17 protein-coding genes and 2 tRNA genes are annotated in these 22,447 nt (G+C 58.1%); 9 read left to right on the forward strand and 10 right to left on the reverse strand.

Annotated features, from left to right (window positions below; all coding sequences use genetic code 11):
- The 6 genes from ABUA09_RS11440 to ABUA09_RS11465 all read right to left on the reverse strand — a co-directional run.
- On the reverse strand, nucleotides 1-95 hold a 95-nt coding region (locus ABUA09_RS11440; protein WP_195969966.1), incomplete at its 3' end, for a 3-keto-5-aminohexanoate cleavage protein.
- A 67-nt stretch (nucleotides 96-162) separates the two neighbouring features.
- Entirely contained in the window at nucleotides 163-918 is a 756-nt protein-coding gene (locus ABUA09_RS11445) for a nitroreductase family protein (protein WP_033119333.1), read from the reverse strand.
- 30 nt (nucleotides 919-948) lie between these two features.
- A complete protein-coding gene (locus ABUA09_RS11450) occupies nucleotides 949-2,487 on the reverse strand; it encodes a tripartite tricarboxylate transporter permease (RefSeq protein ID WP_208319847.1) in 1,539 nt (512 codons plus the stop codon).
- A gap of 45 nt (nucleotides 2,488-2,532) precedes the next feature.
- Complete coding sequence (locus ABUA09_RS11455) at nucleotides 2,533-2,991, reverse strand: tripartite tricarboxylate transporter TctB family protein (protein WP_227151688.1); 459 nt, start codon at nucleotides 2,989-2,991, stop codon at nucleotides 2,533-2,535.
- A 130-nt stretch (nucleotides 2,992-3,121) separates the two neighbouring features.
- The gene (locus ABUA09_RS11460; RefSeq protein WP_195614914.1) at nucleotides 3,122-4,150 is read right to left on the reverse strand and encodes a Bug family tripartite tricarboxylate transporter substrate binding protein; all 1,029 of its coding nucleotides are present in this window, start codon (nucleotides 4,148-4,150) and stop codon (nucleotides 3,122-3,124) included.
- 66 nt (nucleotides 4,151-4,216) lie between these two features.
- Nucleotides 4,217-5,020, reverse strand: coding sequence for a cyclase family protein (locus ABUA09_RS11465; protein ID WP_058118456.1), 804 nt, complete (start codon nucleotides 5,018-5,020; stop codon nucleotides 4,217-4,219).
- A gap of 182 nt (nucleotides 5,021-5,202) precedes the next feature.
- Here ABUA09_RS11465 and ABUA09_RS11470 point away from each other — a divergent pair, with 182 nt between their 5' ends.
- Both ABUA09_RS11470 and ABUA09_RS11475 read left to right on the forward strand, forming a co-directional pair.
- On the forward strand, nucleotides 5,203-6,102 hold the full coding sequence (locus ABUA09_RS11470; protein ID WP_033119329.1) for a LysR family transcriptional regulator: 900 nt from the start codon (nucleotides 5,203-5,205) through the stop codon (nucleotides 6,100-6,102).
- Between the two features lie 158 nt (nucleotides 6,103-6,260).
- Nucleotides 6,261-7,013, forward strand: a complete 753-nt coding sequence (locus ABUA09_RS11475) for a TraX family protein (RefSeq protein WP_033118111.1) — start codon at nucleotides 6,261-6,263, stop codon at nucleotides 7,011-7,013.
- Between the two features lie 393 nt (nucleotides 7,014-7,406).
- Here ABUA09_RS11475 and ABUA09_RS11480 read toward each other — a convergent pair whose 3' ends face one another.
- Nucleotides 7,407-7,541: a hypothetical protein gene (locus ABUA09_RS11480; RefSeq protein ID WP_272041072.1), complete on the reverse strand. Its 135-nt coding sequence runs from the start codon at nucleotides 7,539-7,541 to the stop codon at nucleotides 7,407-7,409.
- 213 nt (nucleotides 7,542-7,754) lie between these two features.
- On the opposite strand from ABUA09_RS11480, the gene ABUA09_RS11485 reads away from it, so the two are divergent.
- Nucleotides 7,755-8,045 (forward strand): helix-turn-helix domain-containing protein, encoded by a 291-nt coding sequence (locus ABUA09_RS11485; protein ID WP_279202609.1) that lies wholly within the window; start codon nucleotides 7,755-7,757, stop codon nucleotides 8,043-8,045.
- A gap of 81 nt (nucleotides 8,046-8,126) precedes the next feature.
- Here the strand turns inward: ABUA09_RS11485 and ABUA09_RS11490 are convergent, their stop codons facing one another.
- Nucleotides 8,127-8,876: a LytR/AlgR family response regulator transcription factor gene (locus tag ABUA09_RS11490; protein ID WP_058118455.1), complete on the reverse strand. Its 750-nt coding sequence runs from the start codon at nucleotides 8,874-8,876 to the stop codon at nucleotides 8,127-8,129.
- 188 nt (nucleotides 8,877-9,064) lie between these two features.
- Between ABUA09_RS11490 and ABUA09_RS11495 the strand changes: the two genes are divergently transcribed.
- A complete protein-coding gene (locus tag ABUA09_RS11495) occupies nucleotides 9,065-9,319 on the forward strand; it encodes a DUF6514 family protein (RefSeq protein ID WP_033118109.1) in 255 nt (84 codons plus the stop codon).
- 84 nt (nucleotides 9,320-9,403) lie between these two features.
- Here ABUA09_RS11495 and ABUA09_RS11500 read toward each other — a convergent pair.
- Together ABUA09_RS11500 and ABUA09_RS11505 are read right to left on the reverse strand one after the other, a co-directional pair.
- Nucleotides 9,404-9,480, reverse strand: a tRNA-Met gene (locus ABUA09_RS11500).
- Between the two features lie 4 nt (nucleotides 9,481-9,484).
- Nucleotides 9,485-9,571 (reverse strand) — tRNA-Leu (locus tag ABUA09_RS11505).
- Nucleotides 9,572-9,954: 383 nt separating this feature from the next.
- Here ABUA09_RS11505 and prfB point away from each other — a divergent pair.
- From prfB to ABUA09_RS11530, 5 genes are all read left to right on the forward strand, one after another.
- A complete protein-coding gene (gene prfB / locus ABUA09_RS11510) occupies nucleotides 9,955-11,076 on the forward strand; it encodes a peptide chain release factor 2 (RefSeq protein ID WP_033118108.1) in 1,122 nt (373 codons plus the stop codon).
- Nucleotides 11,077-11,258: 182 nt separating this feature from the next.
- Nucleotides 11,259-14,897 carry an alpha/beta fold hydrolase gene (locus tag ABUA09_RS11515; protein ID WP_279202611.1) on the forward strand — a complete coding sequence of 1,213 codons (3,639 nt, stop codon included), beginning with the start codon at nucleotides 11,259-11,261 and terminating at the stop codon, nucleotides 14,895-14,897.
- Between the two features lie 188 nt (nucleotides 14,898-15,085).
- Nucleotides 15,086-19,174, forward strand: a complete 4,089-nt coding sequence (locus ABUA09_RS11520) for an alpha/beta fold hydrolase (RefSeq protein ID WP_279202612.1) — start codon at nucleotides 15,086-15,088, stop codon at nucleotides 19,172-19,174.
- 453 nt (nucleotides 19,175-19,627) lie between these two features.
- A complete protein-coding gene (thrS, locus tag ABUA09_RS11525; RefSeq protein WP_195608623.1) occupies nucleotides 19,628-21,388 on the forward strand; it encodes a threonine--tRNA ligase in 1,761 nt (586 codons plus the stop codon).
- Between the two features lie 67 nt (nucleotides 21,389-21,455).
- Complete coding sequence (locus ABUA09_RS11530) at nucleotides 21,456-22,394, forward strand: CPBP family intramembrane glutamic endopeptidase (protein ID WP_058118452.1); 939 nt, start codon at nucleotides 21,456-21,458, stop codon at nucleotides 22,392-22,394.
- The last annotated feature ends 53 nt before the right edge of the window (nucleotides 22,395-22,447 follow it).

Genomic DNA, 22,447 nt, shown 5'->3' on the forward strand with positions numbered 1-22,447 from the left:
GCGATCTCCTCGGGTGTGACGGGCACATAGGGCGTCTGGGATTTCATGGTGCCCGCCCCGCAGAGTGCCGCGGTGATGATGAGTTTTTTGCCCATACAGGGATAGATCTCCTTTCTAGGGTAGGATGCACAGTCTGGGACTGCGGCGAATGGCAGAAGGCGATTACACAGAGGGCTCCGTCTTTGTCAGGAAGCCGGCCTCCTTCAGGTACTCGCCCACCGCATACCGGGGCTTGGAGGAGATGGCGTGCTGTCCGCGGGCGATCCAGCCGAACTCGTTGGGATCGCTGGTGTGCTTGAGGAAGTATTCGCGGACCTCGTTGTCATAGGCAGCCAGCGCGTCGGGATCTGGGAGGGCGGGATAGCGGTCCACCGCGTGGATAAACCGGGTCTCGAAGCGTGGGCGCTGCACGGGAACGGACTCAGGATAGCCCAGGCAGAGCACGTACAGCGGGAATACCAGCTCCGGCAGGTCAAAGAGGCGGGCCATTTTGGCGGTCTCATTGCGGACACCTCCTACGATCACGCCGCCAAGACCAAGGGCCTGCGCCGCGATAAAGGCCCGCTGGGCCACCAGAGAGGCGTCAGAGACGGCGACGGTGAAGAGCTCCGCATTGTGCAGTACGTTCTGATCGGCCGGGTGGAGGAGCTGGTCGTCCCGGTGCAGATCGCCGCAGAACAGGAGCACCAGCGGGGCGTTGACCAGCCACTTTTGCCCGCCGGAGAACTCCATCAGGGCGGCCCGCTTCTCTTTGTCTTCCACCTGAATGATGGTATAGGACTGAAGATAGCTGGAGGTAGGCGCCCGCTGCGCGCAGTTCAAAATGGTGTCCACCACCTCCTGGGAGACCGGCTTGTCCTGATACTGGCGGACAGAGCTGTGAGCGAGCAAAAGATCGATGGTTTCGTTATGGATCATAGTGATGTTCCTTTCTGGGAAATTTTCAGATTAGTCTTTCTCTGCGGACGTATCCGCACCTTTGGCAGAGTTTAGTTTTGCATCCATGGCATTGGACTGTTTGTTTTTGACCAGCATCCAGGTGGTCAGCACGATGGCAGCGACCCAGATGCCGATGCTTAGGGGGCTGGAGAAGAAGCAGAGGGGATCCATATTGCTCCCGATCAGGGCACGCTGGAAGTTATTCTCGATGATGTTGCCCAGCACAAAGCCCAGGACCATAGGAGCCATACTGAAGCCAGCTTTGATCAGCAGGAAGCCGACCGCGCCGAGGATCACGATGAGGAACAGGTTGTAGTAGGTGGAAGCGGCCGCATAGACGCCGCAGATACACATGACGATGACAAAGGGCATCAGGATCTGGGTGGGGACGGAGAGGATATAGGGGAACAGCTTGCTGCCCAAAAGACCAAACGCCCACATAAACAGATTGGCAATGATGAGGACGATAAAGAAGAAGTACAGCATGTCGGCGTAATTGGTGACAAAGGTCACGCCGGGGGTCATACCGTGGATCATCAGGGCGCCCAGCAGGATGGCGGTGACGGAGTCGCCGGGGATACCAAGGGTGGTAAGCGGGATCATGGCGCCGCCGGTCACCGCGTTGTTGGAGGCCTCACAGGCGATGACGCCCTCCGAAGAGCCCTTGCCGTACAGCTCTGGGTGCTTGGAGGAGCGCTTGGCCTCGTTGTAGGCCATCCAGGCGGAGATGGTAGGACCGGTGCCGGGGATCGCGCCGATGACCGTGCCGATGAGGCAGGATTTGAACAGGATCCACTTGATGTGGATATAGTCGGCCAGCTTGGGCGGGTAGAACTTGAAGTCGGTGATGGTGCCCTTCTTTTCGCGACCGATCTCTTCCGCCTTGCTGAGAACCTCGGTCACCGCAAACAGACCGATGAGCCCAGGGATCAGGGAAATGCCGGAGATCATCTGGACAGAGCCGAAGGTGAAGCGGGTCATGCCGGTGATGGCATCCTGACCGATCATGGCCATGCACAGACCCAACAGACCGGAGGCGATGCCCTTGCAGAGATCCTTGCCGGAGACGCCGGCCAGGCAGGTCATACCCATCATGGCGATGGCGAAGTACTCCGGCGCGCCGAACAGATAACCCATTTTACCGATCAGCGGTGCAAAAAACAGCAAGACCAGGGCGGAAAAAATACCGCCGATCATAGAAGAGGTAACAGAGAGGGAGAGGGCCTTGCCGGCCAGTCCCTGTTCCCGCATGGGATAGCCGTCCACACAGGTGGCCGCGTTGCCGGGGGCGCCGGGCGTTTTGAGCAGAATGGCGGGGATGCTGCCGGCATAGTAGCCGCCGCAGTAAATGCCCAGCAGGAAGCCGAAGGCGGGATAGCGGGGAAGCGCAAAGGTCAGGGGGGTGAACATGGCGATTGCCGTGGTGGCGGTGAGACCTGGGATGGCACCGAAGACGATGCCGACGGCAACGCCGAGAATAATGAAGAGCCAAACCTCAGGACTGGCCAAGTGGGCAATGCCTGCGGCGAGATTTTGCAGTATGTCCATATATGGTTTCTCCTTTCCGATTGATCCAGTTCGTCGGTGCCGCTGTTAGAACCGTACGCTCATGATCTGAACGAAGAACAAGTACAGCACAGCGGTCCCCACGATACTGATGATCACCATGCGGAGCCACTTCCGCTCACCGAACAGCAGCATGGCAAGGAAAAGAAAGACAGGCGTGGTGAATAGGAACCCGAAAGCGCGAAGTGCAAAAATATAGATTAGGGTCAAGACGGTAACCGCGGCGACATTTACCAAGTGCATGTCGATCATGCGGTCCAACTCAGCCGCAGAGTCCTTCTTGGAAAGGAACATCTTAAAAAGGGTCCTGCCCAGGATGATGGCGCCGCAGATGAGAATGCAGGTGAATACTGCCCGGGGATAGACTCTGGGAGAAAGACTGCCGGATGCCGCAGACACTTTCCAGGTGGACGTCTCATACCAGCCCCAGAGGGCAAATAGTATGAGCACCGCACCCGAGATACAGTCCATGTATTTCTTCTTCATAATTCTCTGGTCTCCCTTCTAAAGGGCGTTAGGATTTGGCGAAGAGCAGGCCTGTCCGGCCACGTCGTCTTGAGTTGGCTGGACAGGCCGCTGCTCCCGATATTTCAGATGGAACGCTGAGAAAAGTGGATCAGCTGAGGATACCCAAGTCCTTCAGAATCCCTTCATACAGGGCAAAGTCTCCCGGGATCCGGGCGGCGAAGTCCTCAGAGCTGGTGAAGCTCATGGGGAACTCAAGCTTAGTAAAGGAGTCCTGCACATCGGCATTTTCCATGGCGGTGCCTACGGCGTCGGAGAGACGCTGTGCAACAGCAGGGTCTATGTCGGCGGGGCCGACGATGCAGAAATAGACAGAGGCGGGGAAGTCGTAGCCCAGCTCCTTAAAGGTGGGGACGTCGGGATAGGAAGGGTCGCGCTCGTCGCCGGTAACAGCCAGCAGGCGGACGCTGCCGTCGTTGGTATAGCTCTTGAAGGTGGGCAGATTGACGGATACGGCGTCAATGTGGCCGCCGATCAACTCGGCAATGGCGGCGGGGGAGCTGCTGTTGGGGGAGTGGTTCCACTGCACGCCGGCCTGCTGGCCAACGGCGGCAACCAGAAGATGGGGGGTGCTGTTGGCGCCGGGGGAAACATAGGTCACGCTGCCGGGGGCGGCGGCGGCCGCGTCAATCAGGTCCTGCAGGGTCTCATAGGGGCTGCTGGCGGCAACACCGAGAGCGATGGGAATCTCGGAGACGATGCAGATGGGGGTGGTGGTCTCCCAAGTATAGCCCACTTCGTTGATCGCGGGGTTAATGAGGTAGCCGCCGTTGGAACAGATGGCCAGCGTATAGCCGTCGGCCTTGCTGTTTACGGCCTGAGAGGTACCGGTGGTACCGCCGCCGCCCTCCACATTCTGTACGATCACGTTGACACCAAGGTCATCGCTCAGCTGAGTGGTCAGAGCGCGGGCCAACAGATCGGTGGTGCCGCCGGCGGCATAGGGGACAATAAGGGTGATGTCCTGCTTGGGGAAATCCAACTCGGCGCCGCCCGGAGAAGTCGAAGCGGGAGTCCCGCCGGAGGCGGGCTGGTTGGAACTGCCGGAGCACGCTGCAAGAGAGAAGAGCATAACCGTTGCCATCAGGGAAACCAAGAGCCGTTTGCAAGTCTTTTTCATGATAGTTCCTCCTCTTATATTTCCGCGGCAGCCGATAGGAGCCGCCATAAACGGTAGCGCGAGGGCTTATTGATCTTTCGGAACGAAGGCCACGACCCGGGACCAGCTGGCGCTGCCCTGGTAGAGGTTGACGGGGAAACAGGAAATGTAAAAACCCTTTTCGGGGACCTTGTCCAGGTTGCCCAGCTTTTCAATGTGGGAGTAGTCGTAATCGATGCCGGCGCAGTGTGCCTCCCAGAGGATGGAGTTGTCGTGGGAATCGGCAAATTTAGCCTTTGTCTTGGCAAAGGGAATATCGAAGCCGGGGGAGTCGACGCCGATGACTTTGACGCCCTGATCCAGGATAAAGCGTACGGCCTCCGCGCTCAGGCCCGGATGCTCGCCCCAATAGGCCGCCGTACCGAAGGTCTTGTCCGTGTCGTAGCGGATGCAGACGATGTCGCCATAGCTCAGGGTATAATCCAGAGCGGCCAGCGCGTCTTTTACGTCCTGGGCGGAGACGGTCTCGCCGCTCTTTTTGTGGGTCATATTGAGCACCACGCCGCGGCCGAAATACCACTCCAGGGGGCACTCGTCGATCCTGCGGGAGGGCTTACCGCCGGAAGCAGGAGCATAATGCCATGGCGCATCCACATGTGTCCCCGCATGGGTGGAGGTCCTGACACGCTCTGTGGCCCAGCCGCAGCCCCCGTGCAGATCCTCCGGACGACAGCCGAAATATCCGCTGACCAGGGGGATGGTATCCTCGTGATCCAGATATTCGATCTCAGCCGCCAGGCTTGTGGCCAGTTTCGGGTCCATCTCTTCCGAGTTCGGGGTCTTGATGGGGACGGTCAAATCCACCAGCCTGTAGTTTTCCAACAGTTCCATTGAAAGCATACCCTCTCTATCCCATGAATTTTCTGTTTTGCACGATTTTTTCGGAAAGCTTACCGGCCTTTTCTGTAACTTTCTCTTGACAGGCTCATCATAACACAGGATAATATTAAGTATCAATTTCATTTTTTGACGAGTTTTGTTAAGAAATATCTTAATGAAAGGACGGGAGAACGATGGACTTGCTGCAGTTGAAGTACTTTTCCGAGTTGGCAAAACGGCAACACCTGAACAAAACGGCGCAGGAAATGCTGGTGACTCCCTCCGCCATCAGCTCCAGCCTGGCCAGACTGGAGAAGGAAATGGGCGTTAAGCTGTTTGACCGGGTGGGAAGAAATATCCGGCTGAACAATTATGGGAAAATATTACAAAGGTATGTGGATCAGGTCTTTTATGCGCTGGACAGTGCAGAGACGGAGATCAAGGAGGCTCAGAATCTGGGCGAAGCAAGCGTCTCTGTGGCGGTAACCAATCCAAACCTCTGGAACAATCCGCTGCGTGCCTTTTCGGCTGAACATCCGGAGATTTCCATCTCCCTGCTCGCGTTCGACACAGGGACGAACTCCGATTATTCCGGCCGCTCGAATCCCCTAGTGGAGAACGCTGATTTTTATATTGCCACGACAGGGGAGATCATCAACCCCAAGTATGAATTCGAATACCAGCTTCTCTTTAATTCCCAGGTGTTTTTGGCCGTTCCGCCGACTCACCGATTTGCCGGGCGGGCATGGATCGATCTGGCGGAGGCCAAAGACGAGTGGTTTGTCAATTCCCCTCACAATACCTCTTTTCGGAATTTTTGCGATAGTCTCTGCCTCAAGGCGGGGTTTACGCCGAAATCGAGGATCGAGTGCGACTATATCCTGCGCCCAAGAATGCTCATCAGTGAAAATATGGTCTGTATTGCCACTTCGACGGGACAGAACAGCGGGCTGTATGACGGCACTGTCATGATTCCAATTGTAAACCCACCCTGTTCCCGGCCCCAGGCGATTTACTGGAGGGCAAAAAGCCATCTGTGCAAGAGCGCCCAGATATTCAAAGACTTCATGGTGGATTATTGCAGTAAGCTGTAACGAGAGTGAGCGAGGAGGGGCTCAATACAAAGGCGGCGGCCCAGTTGGGGAGCATACTGTAAGGAAGTCAACACCCCCGAAAGGTAATTGCTTTTCGGCGGGTGTTGTTTTATAATGAACCAACCCAAAAATCGGGATTTTCATAAGAGGAATACTACATGGAAAGATATAAGAAAATGGATGCAAATACAATCAAGTTAATTGCTGTTATTGCAATGACAATTGACCATGTTACATGGATGATCTATCCCGGTTATCCAAAAGAGTTTGTACCGATTTTGCTCCATATCATAGGCAGACTTACCTGCCCCATTATGTGTTACTTTATTGCGGAGGGGTATCATTATACTAAAAATTTGAACAAATACACGGTGCGGCTGTTTCTCTTTGCATTCATATCACACTTTGCCTATGTGTTTGCGTCGATGGATTTTGTCAATTGGAAGTCCTTTATTCCCTTTTACTACGGAAGTGTACTGAACCAGACAAGCGTCATGTGGTCGCTTGCATGGGGGTTGGTTATGCTTCGGGTGGTGAACAGCCGAAGCGTACAGAAAAATACAGTAAAAGTAATCCTTATCGTGCTGATCTGCTTGATTAGCTTCCCCAGCGACTGGAGTTGTGTTGCAAGTCTGTGTATTTTGGCGTTCGGAACAAATAGGGGAAAATTCAAAACACAAATGTTGTGGATGGTTTTCTATGTGGCGATTTATGCGACGGTGTATTTTTTTACAATCGACAAAGTCTATGGGCTATTGCAGATGGGCATCATTTTTGCAATTCCAATTATCAGGCTATACAATGGCCAAAGAGGTAACAACGAGAAATTGAACCGTGTCATGAAATGGCTGTTTTACCTCTATTATCCGCTGCATCTTCTGATTATCGGGTGGATTCAATATGCGCGGTGACCTTCAGTTTATCTCTCTCCCACAGGCACTTTCCCCGAAACCCGAAAGTGTCATAGTGGGTTTACACACTATAAACAGGGCAAGGCAAACCATTGCGGTCTGCCTTGCCCTTAACTTCTTTAATGAAACTTTGCCCTTTGGCCGCCGCGTTTTTATATTGGATCTATCATTTTTAAAATAGGTCCATCCAACCTCGTCAACTCGGGGCCGATGAAGAAAAAAATCAACTTACGCTGTCGAGCACGGCATCCCTGAAGTGGAGGGGAGAGAGCTGCAGCGTGTTGAACCTGGAGGCCAGGCTGAACACGTCGTCTCCGCAGAGGGAGATGTCCTGGATCATATCGAGCTGTATCCATTGTCCAGACAGCTTGCAGAGGCACTGAAGGCTGCAGGTTATAGGAGGAGGTCCGAGAGGCCCAGGGACGTTGTGCCCAGCAGGTGGGCAAATTCTCTCAACTGGATATCCCTGCGGCTCAGCTCCGGAAGCAGCCACAGACCCAGATGATTGAGCGAATGCTTTTTCATCATGATCGAATTCCTCCATCTCAGAGTTTACACTACATATAAAACTTATGTTATGCTGTTCCCGTCAAATGGATTTCAGATATCTATACAAGATAGTAGGGCAGAGGGCGGAATGTGTCAAACACAAATCTGGTAATGGGTTTGGAAAAACGCGATATATCTGATAAATTGTCTTATCGTGGGTGATAAAAAATGATTTCGACATAGCTGAAAGAGTTGAAGGACCAGAGAAAGCTGACGAATCAGCAATTGGCAGATCTGGCCGGGATTCCGGTAGGAACGATCAATCGAATTATGGAAGGACAGACAGATAACCCCAGTTTTCAGACGGTGTGTGATATTGTCATGGTGCTGGACGGTTCGCTGGATGAGCTGGTGGGAATAACGGGCAAGAGAGGCCAACGGTCTGCACCGCCTGTTTCTGTGCTGCTGTGTGCTGCTCTGTTTGTACTAGGAGTACTGATCTATGATTTGACCCATCCCATGGTGGTTTTTTTCAGACAATAGGAAGAGGAAAATGTCCCAGGTGGACCCGGTTGGGTCTACCTGGGACATTTTTTAGAGCGGCGATGGCCCGTGACGGACGGTTCAGCCGCCCTGGGGCAATGCTTTGGATTTCATATCGGAGTCAGAGGCGCTCTTCTTCTCTATGTAGTCGAGGTACTGCTGGCGGATTGCCTTCAGATCCCGCTGCCGGATGGAGACGATATCTCCGGTCAGCAGTTCAAAGTGCTTGTCCGCCTGCCGTATATAGTCCATGTTCACCAGAAAACTCTGATGACTGCGCAGAAAACGGGGATCGTTCAGCTCCTGTTCAATGGTATCCAGGCGTTTATAAATGTTATAAGTGGCTCCGCCCTTACTGTGGAGGATACACTTGGAGTTGGAACTCTCCACATACTGAATATCATTATAGGGGATCAGTATGAGCCGGTTCCACTGCTGCACCTGATAGGCACTGATGTCAAAGTCATGGGTGAGCCGGTCCATGAGCTTGTAGATCTTCTCCGCGCTGTGGGGCTTCAGAAGATAGCCGAAGGCGGACACCTCATAGCTGTCCACCGCAAATTTTTTCGTGCCGGTGAGAAAAACGATGGCGCCGTCGTAATGAAGGGAACGCAGCCTGCGGGCCACTTCGATCCCGAGCAGTCCTCTCATATAAATATCAAGAAAGACCGCGTCGAACCAGAGGCCGTCTTCCATGTCGCAGATTAGTGTGACCCCATCCTCATAGCCGGTCAGTTCACATCGGATGGAGCGATCTTCCAGATACTGCTGCAATAGGTCCATAATAAGTGCCCGGTCAAGGGCGTTATCATCGCATATTGCAATGCGCATTTCAAGCATCCTTTCCAACGAAATCAGAAAACCAATGCGTCTTGAGGTAAAAAAGACGCCAATATCCATGAAAAATTTGTTATTTTCACAGAGAGTGCCCGGAAGCTGCTCTCATATAGTACAATTCTTGGGAATTTGGGCGACGGCACATACAGCAAATTGACCAGAGCGATTGGGAGGAATAGTATATGTATCAGTACAGGTTTATCAAGGAGGAGCAATATAACCAAGAACACGGAGTATATACCGCCTATGGAATTTGCGGGTACGAACTTGCCCAGAATGTCATGCGAGAGACCATCTATTTGCCGGATGTATTTTTGAGTAAAACTGTGGCCGAACGCTTTGTGGCGCTGTGCAATGAGCTGGAACTCAGCCTGGTCCACCTGTACGATGCTGTACAGGACGCGCTCTGCTGGGAAACAGAATCGTCCGGACCATGATCCGAACGATGCGCAGAAGGGCGAAAAAAGTCGAAAAGCGCAAGCAAAGAGAAAACCCTAGAACCTTTGCGGTCCTAGGGTTTATGGTTGCGGGGAGTGGATTTGAACCACTGACCTCCGGGTTATGAGCCCGACGAGCTACCAAACTGCTCTACCCCGCGATATTGGTACCGGAGACCGGAGTCGAACCGGCACGGGATCGCTCCCACAGGATTTTAAGTCCCGGGCGTCTACCAATTCCGCCACTCCGGCGTGTTACTCCAGCTCACTGTACTTTTTTAAGTGCTCAAATAGAATAACACATCTGGAGCGGCGTGTCAACCCCAAAAGTTTTGACAATGCCCGACAATTTTGGCAGAGGGCGAGCGCACATACTGAGGATGGTACTGCATATACTGATACGTACATCAAAAAACAGAGGGAGGCGCAGGGAAATGCCGGAAGAGCAGCGGGAGAGTGAGCCGCGTCGGGCGACCGGAGCGGGAGACGTGGACGATCTCATTTTTCACGGCGACCAACAGCCCAATATCAGCGATAGATGAACCCGCCCGCCTTTTGGGCGGGTTTTTCTTTACATCATGGGGAGATTCGGATATAATATATGAGCTATTTGAACGGAAGTGAGCGTGCGAGCGATGCTGCAATTTGACGAGTACAAGGTAAAGCTGAACAACATCAAGCCGGCCCTGGACGAGCTGGCCCAGGCCCTGAACCTGCCCGCCGCCGAGCAGGAGCTGGATATGCTGAACTCTGAAAGCGCCGCGCCCGGCTTTTGGGACGACCTGGAGAAGTCCCAAAAGGTGACCCGCAGGATGCGTCAGCTGGAGAACAAGCTGGAGGCGCAGCGGAAACGGGAAGGCCAGTGGGACGATCTGATGACCCTGTGCGAAATGGGCAACGAGGAAGAGGACGACTCCCTGGTGCCCGAGGTGGAGACGGGTTTTGCACGGCTGGAGGCTGAGATGGAGGAGGCGCGCCTCTCCACGCTGCTCACCGGAGAGTATGACAGTGCCAATGCCATCCTCACGATCCATGCCGGAGCGGGCGGCACCGAGGCCCAGGACTGGGCGCAGATGCTTTACCGTATGTATACCCGCTGGGCAGAGCGGCACGATTTCACCTACCAGGTGGTGGATTACCTGGACGGCGACGAGGCCGGAATCAAATCCGCAACCATTATGATCCAGGGCGACAACGCATACGGACACCTCAAGAGCGAACACGGCGTCCACCGGCTGGTCCGGGTCTCTCCCTTTGATGCCAATGCCCGGAGGCAGACCTCCTTTGCCGCTGTGGAGGTCATGCCGGAGATCCCGGACGACGTGGAGGTGGATATCCGTCCCGAGGATATCGAGATGCAGGTCTACCGCTCCTCCGGCGCCGGCGGCCAGCACATCAACAAGACATCCTCCGCCGTCCGGCTGATCCACAAGCCCACGGGGGTGGTAGTGGCCTGTCAGACCGAGCGGAGCCAGTTCCAGAACAAAGACACCTGTATGCGGATGCTCCGCTCCAAACTGGTGGAGCTCAAAATGCAGGAGCATGCCGAGAAGATCTCCGACATCAAGGGCGTGCAGCTCAAGATCGAGTGGGGCAGCCAGATCCGCTCCTATGTGTTCATGCCCTATCAGCTGGTCAAAGACAACCGCACCGCCTTTGAGACCAGCAACATCAACGCCGTCATGGACGGTGAGCTGGACGGGTTCATCAACGCCTACCTCACCGCCGAGGCCACGGGCAATTGGGCCACGAAATAAGAATGAAAGGGCCGGAGACGAGCATGCTCGTTTTCGGCCCCTCTGCATTGAAAAAGCAAAATCCCGCACTTTTCGACCGCCGGCTCTTGTATTCCCCGCACTGCTTTGCTACTATTATAAAGATCCAGACCATACGGGCAAATGGTATCCGAACTGTGGAAAAGAAAGGTGGAAGCAAAAGAATGAAGCAGAAAAAATTGTTGTCGCTGCTGCTGGCGGCGGCCCTGGTATTCTCCCTGGCCGCACCTGCGGCGGCAGAGGAGACGACCTCTGAGGCCGCCCCCTACACGGTTCCGGACGATATGTCCGGAGAGATCGTGATCCTGCATACCAATGACGTGCACGGCGCCATCGCCGGCTATGCCAAGGTGGCCGCCTTGAAAGCCGCCATGGAGGAGGCGGGCGCCTATGTCCTGCTGATGGACGCCGGTGATTTCATCCAGGGAGATCCCACCGTCAGCATCTCGGAAGGGGCATCCGCCGTGGAGCTGATGAATTTGGCAGGGTATGATGTGGCGGCCCCCGGCAACCACGAATTTGACTACGGCTACGCCAATCTGGCCGCGCTGGCCGATGAAGCGGAGTTCCCCATCGTGGCCGCCAACGTCCTCTATGGAGACACGGTGGCCTTCGGCGCCAACACGGTATTCACCACGGAGGACGGCGTCAAGATCGGTGTGTTCGGCTTGGATACCCCTGAGACCGCCACCAAAGCCCACCCCGCCAAGATCGAGGGCGTTACCTTCCTGGCCGGTGAGGCGCTCTTCGCCGCTGCGCAGGAGCAGGTGGATGCGCTGGAGGCCGAAGGCTGTGATTATATTGTCTGCCTGGGGCATCTGGGCATTGACGATGAGTCCGCCGGTAACCGCTCCGTGGATCTGCTGGCCGAGGTCTCCGGCATTGATGTGTTCATTGACGGGCACTCCCATTCCACCATGGAAGATATCGCCGCTGTGGCCGAGGGCAATCAGGTGGGCGACACCGTGACCGCCTCCACCGGCACCAAGCTGGCAAACATCGGAATGGTCGTTCTCGACGAGACGGGGATCACTGCCCAGAGCATCCCCGCCGAAAGCGTCAGCCTGACCGACGAAGCGGTGGCTGCCCGTGCCGCCGAGATCCAGGCCCAGGTAGACGAGGAGTACGGCGCGGTGTTTGCCGGCACGGAGGCCCTTCTTAACGGCGAGCGTGAGCCCGGCAACCGAACGGAGGAAACCAATCTGGGCGACCTGATCACCGACGCTTTGGTCTGGGGCGCCGAGCGGGAAGGCGAGGCGGTGGACGCGGCCGTTACCAACGGAGGCGGCATCCGCGCCAGCATCGCCGCCGGGGACATCACCAAGAAGGATGTCAACACCGTGCTCCCCTTCGGCAACACGCTGAGCATCGTCAAGGTTACCGGAGCCGAGCTGCTGGAGGCGCTGGAGGCCTCCACCTACTGCACGCCCACTGCCATCGGCGGGTTCCCCCAGGTGTCCGGCATCGTATTCACCGTAGACGCCGGCGTGGCCTATGACCAGGGCGAGCAGTACCCCGGCTCCACCTACTACGCTCCCGCTTCCATCGGGCGCGTCTCCATTGAAAGCGTGGGGGGCAGGGACTTCAGCCTCACCGAAACTTACACCATTGCCACCAATGACTTCATGGCTTCCGGCGGCGATACCTACTATGCCTTCAAGGCTGCTACCGTCAACTATGATTTGGGAGTTTCCATGGATGAGGTCCTGATGGATTATATCACCGATGAGCTGGGCGGCACGGTCACTGAGGCTCGTTATGGGCAGACCGGGGGTCGTATCACAGTGACGAACGCCCCTGCCGAGACCCCTGAGGAGCCCGAGGCCGCCGACTGGGCGGATGTGGACGCGGATGCGTGGTACGCTGAGGCGGTGCATTATGTTATCGAGAACGGCATCATGGGCTCCACCAGCACTGAGGCCAAGGTATTCACCCCCAACGGCACGGTGACCCGCGCCACAGTGTTCCAGACCCTCTACAACATGGAGGGACAGCCCGACTCGGCTGAGATGCCCGCCGAGGATGGCGCCGCCCTGGTGTCCGCTGATGGAGACCTGACCTGGTCCGCCTTCCGCGACATCAGCGGCAAGTGGTACGCCGACGCGGCCAACTGGGCGGCAGGCATTGGTCTCGCCGCCATCCCGGAGGACGGCAGCTTCAACGGCGAGCGCGCCATCACCCGCGCCGAGCTGGCCACCGTGGTCGCCCGCTACGCCGAGTACCAAAACATGGACGTCACCGCGGGTGGTATGGCTATGCAGGAGATGGCCGATTACGACGCCATTCCGGACTGGGCGCTCTCCGGTATGAGCATCTGCTTTTACAACGGGATTCTCTCCGGCAAGCCGGGGAACCTGCTGGACCCCAACGGCACCGCCGTGCGCACCGAGCTGGCCGTCATTCTTATGAATTACGCCAAGCTGGAGCCCTCCGGCACCGTGGAGACCGACGCCTATACCGCCACCACCGTTTCCATCCCCAACGGAGATCGTCAGGTGCCTGCCGTAGTCACCATCCCCAAGGGGGAGGGACCCTTCCCGGCTGTGGTTATGAACCACGGCCACGGCGGCAGCAAAGATGAGAACGTGGGTTTCGGCGGCGTGGCCGCCGCTCTGGCCGAGGCGGGCATTGCCTCCATCCGCATGGACTTCCCCGGCTGCGGTGATTCCACCGCGCCTTTTACGGAGAATACGCTCTCCAACATGAAGTCCGACTCCAATGCCTCCCTGGCCTATCTGCTGGAAAACTATGATATTGATGAGGCGAAGCTGGGTATTTTGGGCTATTCCATGGGCGGACGCCTGGCGCTGGAGATCATCAGCGAGGAGGGGAACCCCTATAAGGCCGTGGTCCTCCTGTCCGCCGCCGCGAACCCCGGCGAAGAGTCCATTGCGGGCATACTGCCCGAGGGGACTTCCATCGAGGATGCCATCGCTTCTGCCGAGGAGAAGGGCTCCTTTGACTACACCACCCGCTATGGACAGAATCTGTCCCTCTCCGCCCAATGGTTTGAGGATATGTTGGTGGACCCCCTGGCCAACATCAAAAATTATACCGGTCCCATGCTGGTGCTCCACGGCGACAAGGATGATGTGGTGACCGACGCCACCAATAAGCTCATCGTGGCGGCTTACCCCGCCGCCGAGGAGATCGTTGTGCCCGACGCCGACCATGGCTATGGATTCTATTCCGATCAGCCCGCCGTGACCGCCGCCGTGGAGGGCAGCATCTCCGCCTTCTTCTCCAGAAATCTGCTGGGTAAGACGAGCATGGAGGATTACCTGGCCACCACCGAATACGAATGGTTTGCCACCGGCAAGACCGACTATATGATCCAGGGCAAAATGGTCTCTCAGGACACCGAGGTGTACAATGAGCTGGAGGACGCCCACTATACGGCCCAGCCCAATGGCGCGGATGTGATCCTCAAGGGTACGGTAGGCGAGGAGTGGGTGACCAAGCTTGAGAAGGTCATCCAGACCTACACCAAGGCCGACGGCAGCGAGCTCACGGCCGAGGATTTCACCGCCGATACGTATATCGAACTCAAGACAAAGCCCACCACCGGAAACTTTGCCTGCTTTGTTCCCGCAGAGCTCCAGGTGGAGGTGCAGACCTCCTGGGGCGACGTGCTCCAGGCCAATCGGGCCGGGGTCCCCCATGGCGAGGGCGACTATCTGGTCTGCGCGGTGGGTGAGGACGGCCAGCCCGACCTCACCGACGTATGGGTGGTCAACGGCGCCGTGTTCCCGAGCACCTATGACATGACAAACGCGGAGACGGAGCCATCCGCCGCGGCGTGACAGGACATACAGCCGACCCAAGGGGTCCGGAGCCGACTGGCTCCGGACCCCTTTTCTGAGCCTGGAGATCGAAAATAATCTGTGGTCGGTGCTTGTATTCTTGTCACCGTTTTGTTACTATTATAAATATCCGTACCATGCAGGTAAATGGTATGTAAGACGTGGAAAAGAAAGGTGGAAACAGGTCAATGAAAAAGAAGATGCTCTCGCTGTTCCTGGCGTTTGCCATGGTGATCACGATGGCGGCGCCAGCGCTGGCTGCGGAAGAGAGCGAAGGCGGAAAGATCGTGATCCTGCACACAAACGATGTGCACTGCGGGATCGATCAGGCGAAGAACGAAGAAGGGGAAGTCACCAACATGGGATACGCGGGTGTGGCCGCGTATAAGACGGCGATGGAGACCGAGTACGGCGCCGGAAACGTAACGCTGGTGGACGCCGGCGATGCGATCCAGGGCGGCCCCATCGGGACGCTGTCCAAGGGCGCATACATCGTGGACATCATGAACGAGGTGGGCTACGATCTGGCCATCCCGGGAAACCATGAGTTCGACTACGGGATGGAAAACTTCCTGAGCCTGGCAAAGGAGAAGGCGGAGTACGAGTACCTGTGCGCCAATTTTACGGACCTGGAGGGGAACCCTGTACTGGAAGGGTACAAGGTGCTGACCTATGGGGATGTGAAGGTGGGCTATGTGGGCATCGATACGCCTGAGTCCTTCACAAAGTCGACGCCGACCTACTTCCAGGATGCAGAGGGAAACTATATCTACAGCTTCTGCCAGGGGAACGAGGGCGCGGACCTGTATAACGCGGTGCAGAAGGCCGTGGACGCGGCGAGGGCCGAGGGCGCGGACTATGTGGTGGCGTTGGGGCACTTGGGCATCGATGAGCAGAGCTCCCCATGGACCTCTACGGAGGTGATCGCAAACACCACCGGCATCGACGTGCTGATCGACGGCCATTCCCACAGCACCTTTGAAAAGACGGAGAAGAACAAGGACGGTGAGGACGTGGTGGTGGCCCAGACCGGCACGAAGCTGGAGAACCTGGGCAAGGTAGTCATCGACACCGCGACGGGCGAAATCACCAGCGAGCTGGTGGCGGCGAAGGACTGCGCGGCGGAGGATGAGGCCACGGCGGCTTTTGTGAAGGGCATCAACGACGAATTTGCGGAAGTGCTGAAAAAAGTGGTGGCCAAGACCGACGTGGAGCTGACCACCAAGGACCCTGTTACGGGGGAGCGCGCGGTGCGGAGCGCGGAGACCAATCTGGGCGACCTGTGCGCCGACGCATACCGTGTGATGCTGGACGCGGACGTGGCGTTTGTCAACGGCGGCGGCGTACGCGCGGACATTCCCGCCGGAGACATCACCTATGAGCAGATCATCAACGTGCATCCCTTCGGAAACGAGGCGTGCGTGGTGGAGACCACGGGCCAGGACATCCTGGACGCGCTGGAGATGGGCGCGCGGGTGACGCCTGAGGAGAACGGAGGGTTCCTGCAGGTGTCCGGGCTCACCTACACAATCGATACCAGCATCCCCTCCAGCGTGGTGCTGAACGACGAGAAGGAGTTCGTGAAGGTGGAGGGTGAGCGCCGGGTAAAGGATGTGCTGGTAAACGGCGCGCCCATTGACCCTGAGAAGACCTACACGCTGGCGTCCCATAACTATATGCTGAAGTCCGGCGGCGACGGATTCGTGATGTTCAAGGACGACCCGCTGCTGAAGGACTGTGTGATGATCGACAACCAGGTGTTGATCAACTACATCGTGGATGAGCTGGGCGGTGTGGTGAGCGAGGACTATGCCGACCCCGTCGGACAGGGGCGGATCAAAGTGACCGGCACGCCCGCCGAGACTCCTGAGGAGCCCGAGACCGCCGACTGGGCGGATGTGGATGCCGATGCGTGGTACGCCGAGGCGGTGCATTATGTCATCGAGAACGGCATCATGGGCTCCACCAGCACCGAGGCCAAGGTGTTCACCCCCAACGGCATGGTGACCCGCGCCACGGTGTTCCAGACGCTGTACAACGCGCAGGGCAAGCCCGAGGTGGGCGAGACCACCTTTGCCGATGTGGAGGGCAAGTGGTATGCGTCCGCCGCCGCCTGGGCGGAGGAAGTGGGACTGGCCGTTGTTCCCACTGACGGCGGCTTCTATGGCGAGCGCGCCATCACCCGCGCTGAGATCGCCACCATCTTTGCCCGTTACGCCGAGCTGGAGGGCAAGATCGTGACGGACGGCGACCTGAGCGCCTATACCGACGTGGCCGATGTGGCCGATTGGGCCGCAGACGGCATGCGCGTGGCCGTGGGCTCGGGCATCATCGGCGGCAAGCCGGGGAACCTGCTGGATCCCAACGGCACCGCCGTGCGCACCGAACTGGCCACCATCCTTATGAATTACGCCAAGCTGTCCTCCGGCTACAGCGAGACCTACGTGGAGATCGAGGTGCCCGAGACCGACGGCATCCCCGCCCACACCATTCCCGGCGTGCTAACGGTGCCTGACGAGGGCGCTTACGCCGCGGTGGTCATGCTCCACGGCACCGGCTCCAACAAGGACGAGGCGGGCAACGGCTATGCCACAGCCGCCCCCCTGATGGCACTCCAGGGCCTCGCCACCCTGCGCATCGACTTTATGGGCAACGGCGACTCCACCGCGTCCTACAGCGACTACTGCTATACCTCGGCCAACATTGACGCCAAGGCGGCCGCGGACTACCTGACCGCAGAGCTGAAGCTGGACAATCTGGCCGTCATGGGCTGGAGCCAGGGCGGCACCAACGCTCTGCTGGCCGCCGCCGCGTATCCCGACACCTTCAAGGCCGTGATCACCTGGGCGGGCGCCATGCGTCTGAGTGGGGCCAATTTCTTTGAGGACTACGACGCTGCTTATGAGACTGCCAAGAAGGAGGGCTCTGTGGAGCTCACCTTCGACTGGCGCGATCCCCTGCCCCTGGGCCTGCGCTGGTTCGAGGAGTCTCTGAGCACCGATAAGGCCGCCGAGGTGGCCAAGATCACCGGCCCCATTTTGGCCATCAACGGCCTGGCCGACACCACCGTGACTCCGGACAACGCCGATCAGATCGTGGCGGCCTCCAAGAATGAGAACTCCCGCACCTATTTCATTGAAAACTGTGATCACACCTTTAATGTGTTCTCCGGAGACGATACCGCCCTCACCGACGCCATCTACGCCGGCATCGGCTTCCTGGAAAATACCTTTAACGGCGGCATCGGCGCCGGCGTCACCAGCGTGAGCAAGTACGGCAATGTCACCACCAATATCCCCGCTTATCAGTTTGCCGGCGCCGGTTTTGAGCTGGGCGACATTCTGAACGTCACCGTGGGCGACACCACTGTGCAGGCCCCCTACGGCGACGCATACAGCAACGTGGACAACGGGAATGTGGTCATCCTCGCCGACGGGGACGGCTATGTGACCGTGGCCATCAACATGGGTAACTTTTCCGGTACTTATGGCGCCGAGGTGGGCTCTTACCTGGAGTTCACTATGGCGGAGAAAGCCGGCTACCTGGAGGAGTACGAGATCCGCAACATCGACTCCCTGCGTACCAATGAGCGGGACGACTACGCCTCTGATGAGGTGTTTGCCAATTTCCGTCCCGTGGTCATGGGAGATATCCCCGCCGGCATCCTCTACCGCTCCTCCAGTCCGGTGAATCCCGAGCTGGGCCGCAACAGCTATGCCGACAAGCTGGCCGAGGCCGCAGAGATCAAGACGGTCCTCAACCTGGCCGACAGCCTGGAGGTCCTGGAGGCCTATGAGGGCTATGCCGGCACCTATTACGCCACCCTCAATGTGGCGCCCCTGGACATGGGTGTGGACTTTGCCGCTGAGGAATTCAATGCCAAGCTGAAGACCGGCCTTGTGTACCTGATCGACAATGAGGGCCCCTATCTCATCCACTGCAACGAGGGCAAAGACCGGGCCGGCTTTGTCGCCGCCCTCCTGGAGGCCCTGGGCGGCGCTGAGGCGGAAGAGATCGTGGAGGACTATATGCTCTCCTATGAAAACTACTACCATGTAGAGCATCATTCCGACCGCTGGTACAGCATCGCCAACAGCAACATCATCAAGACCCTGTGCACCCTGACCGGCACCGAGACCGAGGAGGAAATGAAGCAGGCCGACCTCCGGCAGGCCGCTGAGACCTACCTCATGGGGACCGTGGGCCTCACCGCCGAGCAGGTAGCCGCCGTGCGGACCGCCATTACCACCCCGGTGACCGCTGAGGCGGCTGCCTGAGGATATCCATCTGTTTCCATGCTCCGCCAAAGGGCGCCGGCTCTGTCCGGCGCCCTTTCCTCTGCGGGAGCCCGCCGCGGCGCCTGAAAGGCGGCCCGTCCCCGCAGAAGGGGCGGAAGATGCTTGACATCCGGGGGATTTGGTGATATAGTGTCCCCGTTATGAAGGCAATGATGGGGACAACGTCCATCTCAGCGGCACAGAGAGGGAGCGCCACCGGCTGAAAGCGCGCCTGTCAGTCTGTATGGAACTGAAACCACCCCGGAGCCGCCCACCGAAGCGTTTTGTAGGCTGGGCCGGGTCCTCCCGTTACAGAGGACACGAGCGGCGGCGCTCTTTTAGGGCGGCGCAAGCAGGGTGGAACCGTGGGACCGTCTGCGTCTCACCCCTGGAATTCGATTCAGGGGTGAGACGTTTTTTATCGCCCCTACCCCAATACAAGGAGGAATTACCATGAGCGAAGAAAACAAAGAGTATACATTTGAAAACCCGGAATACCGGAAAACCTACTGGCATACCTGCTCCCACATCCTGGCCCAAGCGGTGAAGCGCCTGTATCCGGAGGTGAAGCTGGCCATCGGACCTTCCATTGACGAGGGGTTTTACTACGATATGGACTCGCCCTTCCCCTTTACCCCTGAGATCATGGAAAAAATCGAGGGCGAAATGCGGAAGATTTGCAAGGAGAAGCTGAAGCTGGAGCGGTTTGAGCTGCCCCGGGAGGAGGCCCTTAGGTTCATGGAGGAGAAGGGTGAGCCCTACAAGGTGGAGCTTATCAACGATCTCCCAGCCGACGCCCATATCTCGTTTTATCGGCAGGGGGAGTTTACCGACCTGTGCGCCGGACCTCATCTGGATTCCACCGGACGGGTCAAGGGTAACGCCATCAAGCTCACCGCCTGCAATGCGGCCTACTGGCGGGGCGACTCCAACCGGGAGACCCTCCAGCGGATCTATGGCATCGCGTTCCCCAAGAAGGATGAGCTGGACGCTTACCTCCAGCGCATCGAAGAGGCCAAGAAGCGGGATCACCGCAAGCTGGGCAAAGAGCTGGGACTCTTTACCCTCCTGGAGGAGGGCCCCGGGTTCCCCTTCTTCCTGCCCAAGGGCATGGTGCTGCGCAATACGCTGCTGGACTATTGGCGCGCGGTCCACAAGAAGTACGGTTATATGGAGATATCCACTCCCATCATGCTCAACCGCCAGCTGTGGGAGCGCTCCGGCCACTGGGACCACTATAAGAACAACATGTATACTACCGTCATCGACGATGTGGACTTCGCTGTCAAGCCCATGAACTGCCCCGGTGGCATGCTGGTCTACGCCAGCGAGCCTCACTCCTACAAGGAACTGCCCCTCCGGATGGGCGAGATCGGTCTGGTCCACCGCCACGAGCTCTCCGGCGCCCTCCACGGCCTCTTCCGGGTACGTTGCTTCAGCCAGGACGACGCCCATGTGTTCATGACCCGGGATCAGATGCAGGACGTGATCCAGGAGACCGTCCGCCTCTTTGACGAGGTCTACTCCACCTTCGGCCTGAGCTACACCATCGAGCTCTCCACCATGCCCGAGGACCACATCGGCACCGTGGAGGAGTGGGAACGCAATCAGGACATCCTGAAGGCCGCCATCACTGCCATGGGCAAGGAGTTCGTCATCAATGAGGGCGACGGCGCCTTCTACGGCCCCAAGCTGGACTTCCATCTGGCCGACTCCCTGGGCCGGACCTGGCAGTGCGGCACCATCCAGCTGGACTCCCAGCTGCCCGAGCGGTTTGAGCTGGAGTATACCGGCGAGGACGGCCAGAAGCACCGCCCAGTCATGATCCACCGGGTGGTACTGGGCTCCATCGAGCGGTTCATCGGCGTCATCACCGAGCACTTCGCCGGCGCCTTCCCCGCTTGGCTCAGCCCCGTCCAAGTAAAGGTGCTCCCGGTCACTGACCGGGCCTCCGACTATGCCGACCGGGTCGCCGCCGAGTTGGACGCCCAGGGCTTCCGGGCAGAGGTGGACCACCGAAACGAGAAGATCGGCAAGAAGATCCGGGAGGCCACAATGGAAAAGATCCCCTATATGCTGGTGGTGGGAGACCGGGATATGGAAAACGAGACCGTGTCCGTCCGTCACCGTACCGGGGAGGACCTGGGCGCCATGAGCTGCGGCGACTTTATCGCCAAGCTCCACGAGGAAGTGGATTCCAAGGCCATTCGATAAACAGAGCCTGTACTGCGGTTGGAGCGCCAACGCGCTCCAGCCGCAAACTATCTGGAGGGGGGAGCATATGGAGGAGATATGGGCGTTTCTCCAGGGGGATGAGGAGACCCGGCAGGCACGGAGGGCTTTTTCCAGGGTGGGCTGGGCCCTGGCAGCACTGATGGTCCTCCAGGTGGCGGTACAATATCCCATCCTGGCTCTGGTGGAGCGGATGGCGCCCTCCTGGCTGGCATACAGCGGCGTGAGCTTTGTGATCGCCGCCCTGGCCAGCTATGGGGCGGCCTTTCCTGCCGCACTCCTGATCCTGCGCACCCTGCCCGGAGAGGGGCCGGGGGAACTGCGGGATCTGAGCAGACAGACCTTGGGTGTGCTGTGGCTGGTGAGCCTGGGATGGCTTTACATGGCCAATCTGGTCACCTTGACCCTGGTGGGAGCGCTGGAGACGGCCAGGGGCGCCCCCATCTTCAACCCGGTGGAACAGATGGCGGACCAGCCGGTGGTCCTGAATCTGCTGCTGGGCTGTGTTCTGGCTCCTGCGGCAGAGGAGCTGCTCTTCCGCAGGACGCTGATGGACCGGCTGCGCCCCTGGGGAGAGGGGTTTGCCTTGGTGGTCTCCGCATTGGCTTTCGCACTGGTGCACGGGAACCTGTACCAGATGCTCTATGCCTTTTCGGTGGGGCTGGTGTTCGGCGGGGTATACCTCCACACCGGGCGCGTCCGGTACACCATGCTGCTCCATGCCGGGGTCAATGCGGTCTCTGCTGGCCTGACCCCCGCTGCGCGTCTGCTGGGACAGGGTGCGGATGTGTGCCTCTCCCTGCTGGTTTTGGGGTCCATGATCTGTGCCTTCCAGTGGACACTGCATAACCGGGACATGCTGGACGAGGCTGCCCGCAGAGCCGGTTGGGGAGACGGAGAGACCTGGGGACAGCTTGTGGTAAATCCGGGTATGACGGGATTCTGCCTGACGGTCATTGCCGCGATATGGCTGAGCATGTATCGATAGGCCTTCCAAAAGCAAGCCCTCGGACGTCCCGTCCGAGGGCTTTTTCTATGGCG

The sequence above is a fragment of the Intestinimonas sp. RTP31139st1_F5_RTP31139_211217 genome, from assembly GCF_040226735.1.
Taxonomy (GTDB): domain Bacteria; phylum Bacillota; class Clostridia; order Oscillospirales; family Oscillospiraceae; genus Intestinimonas; species Intestinimonas butyriciproducens.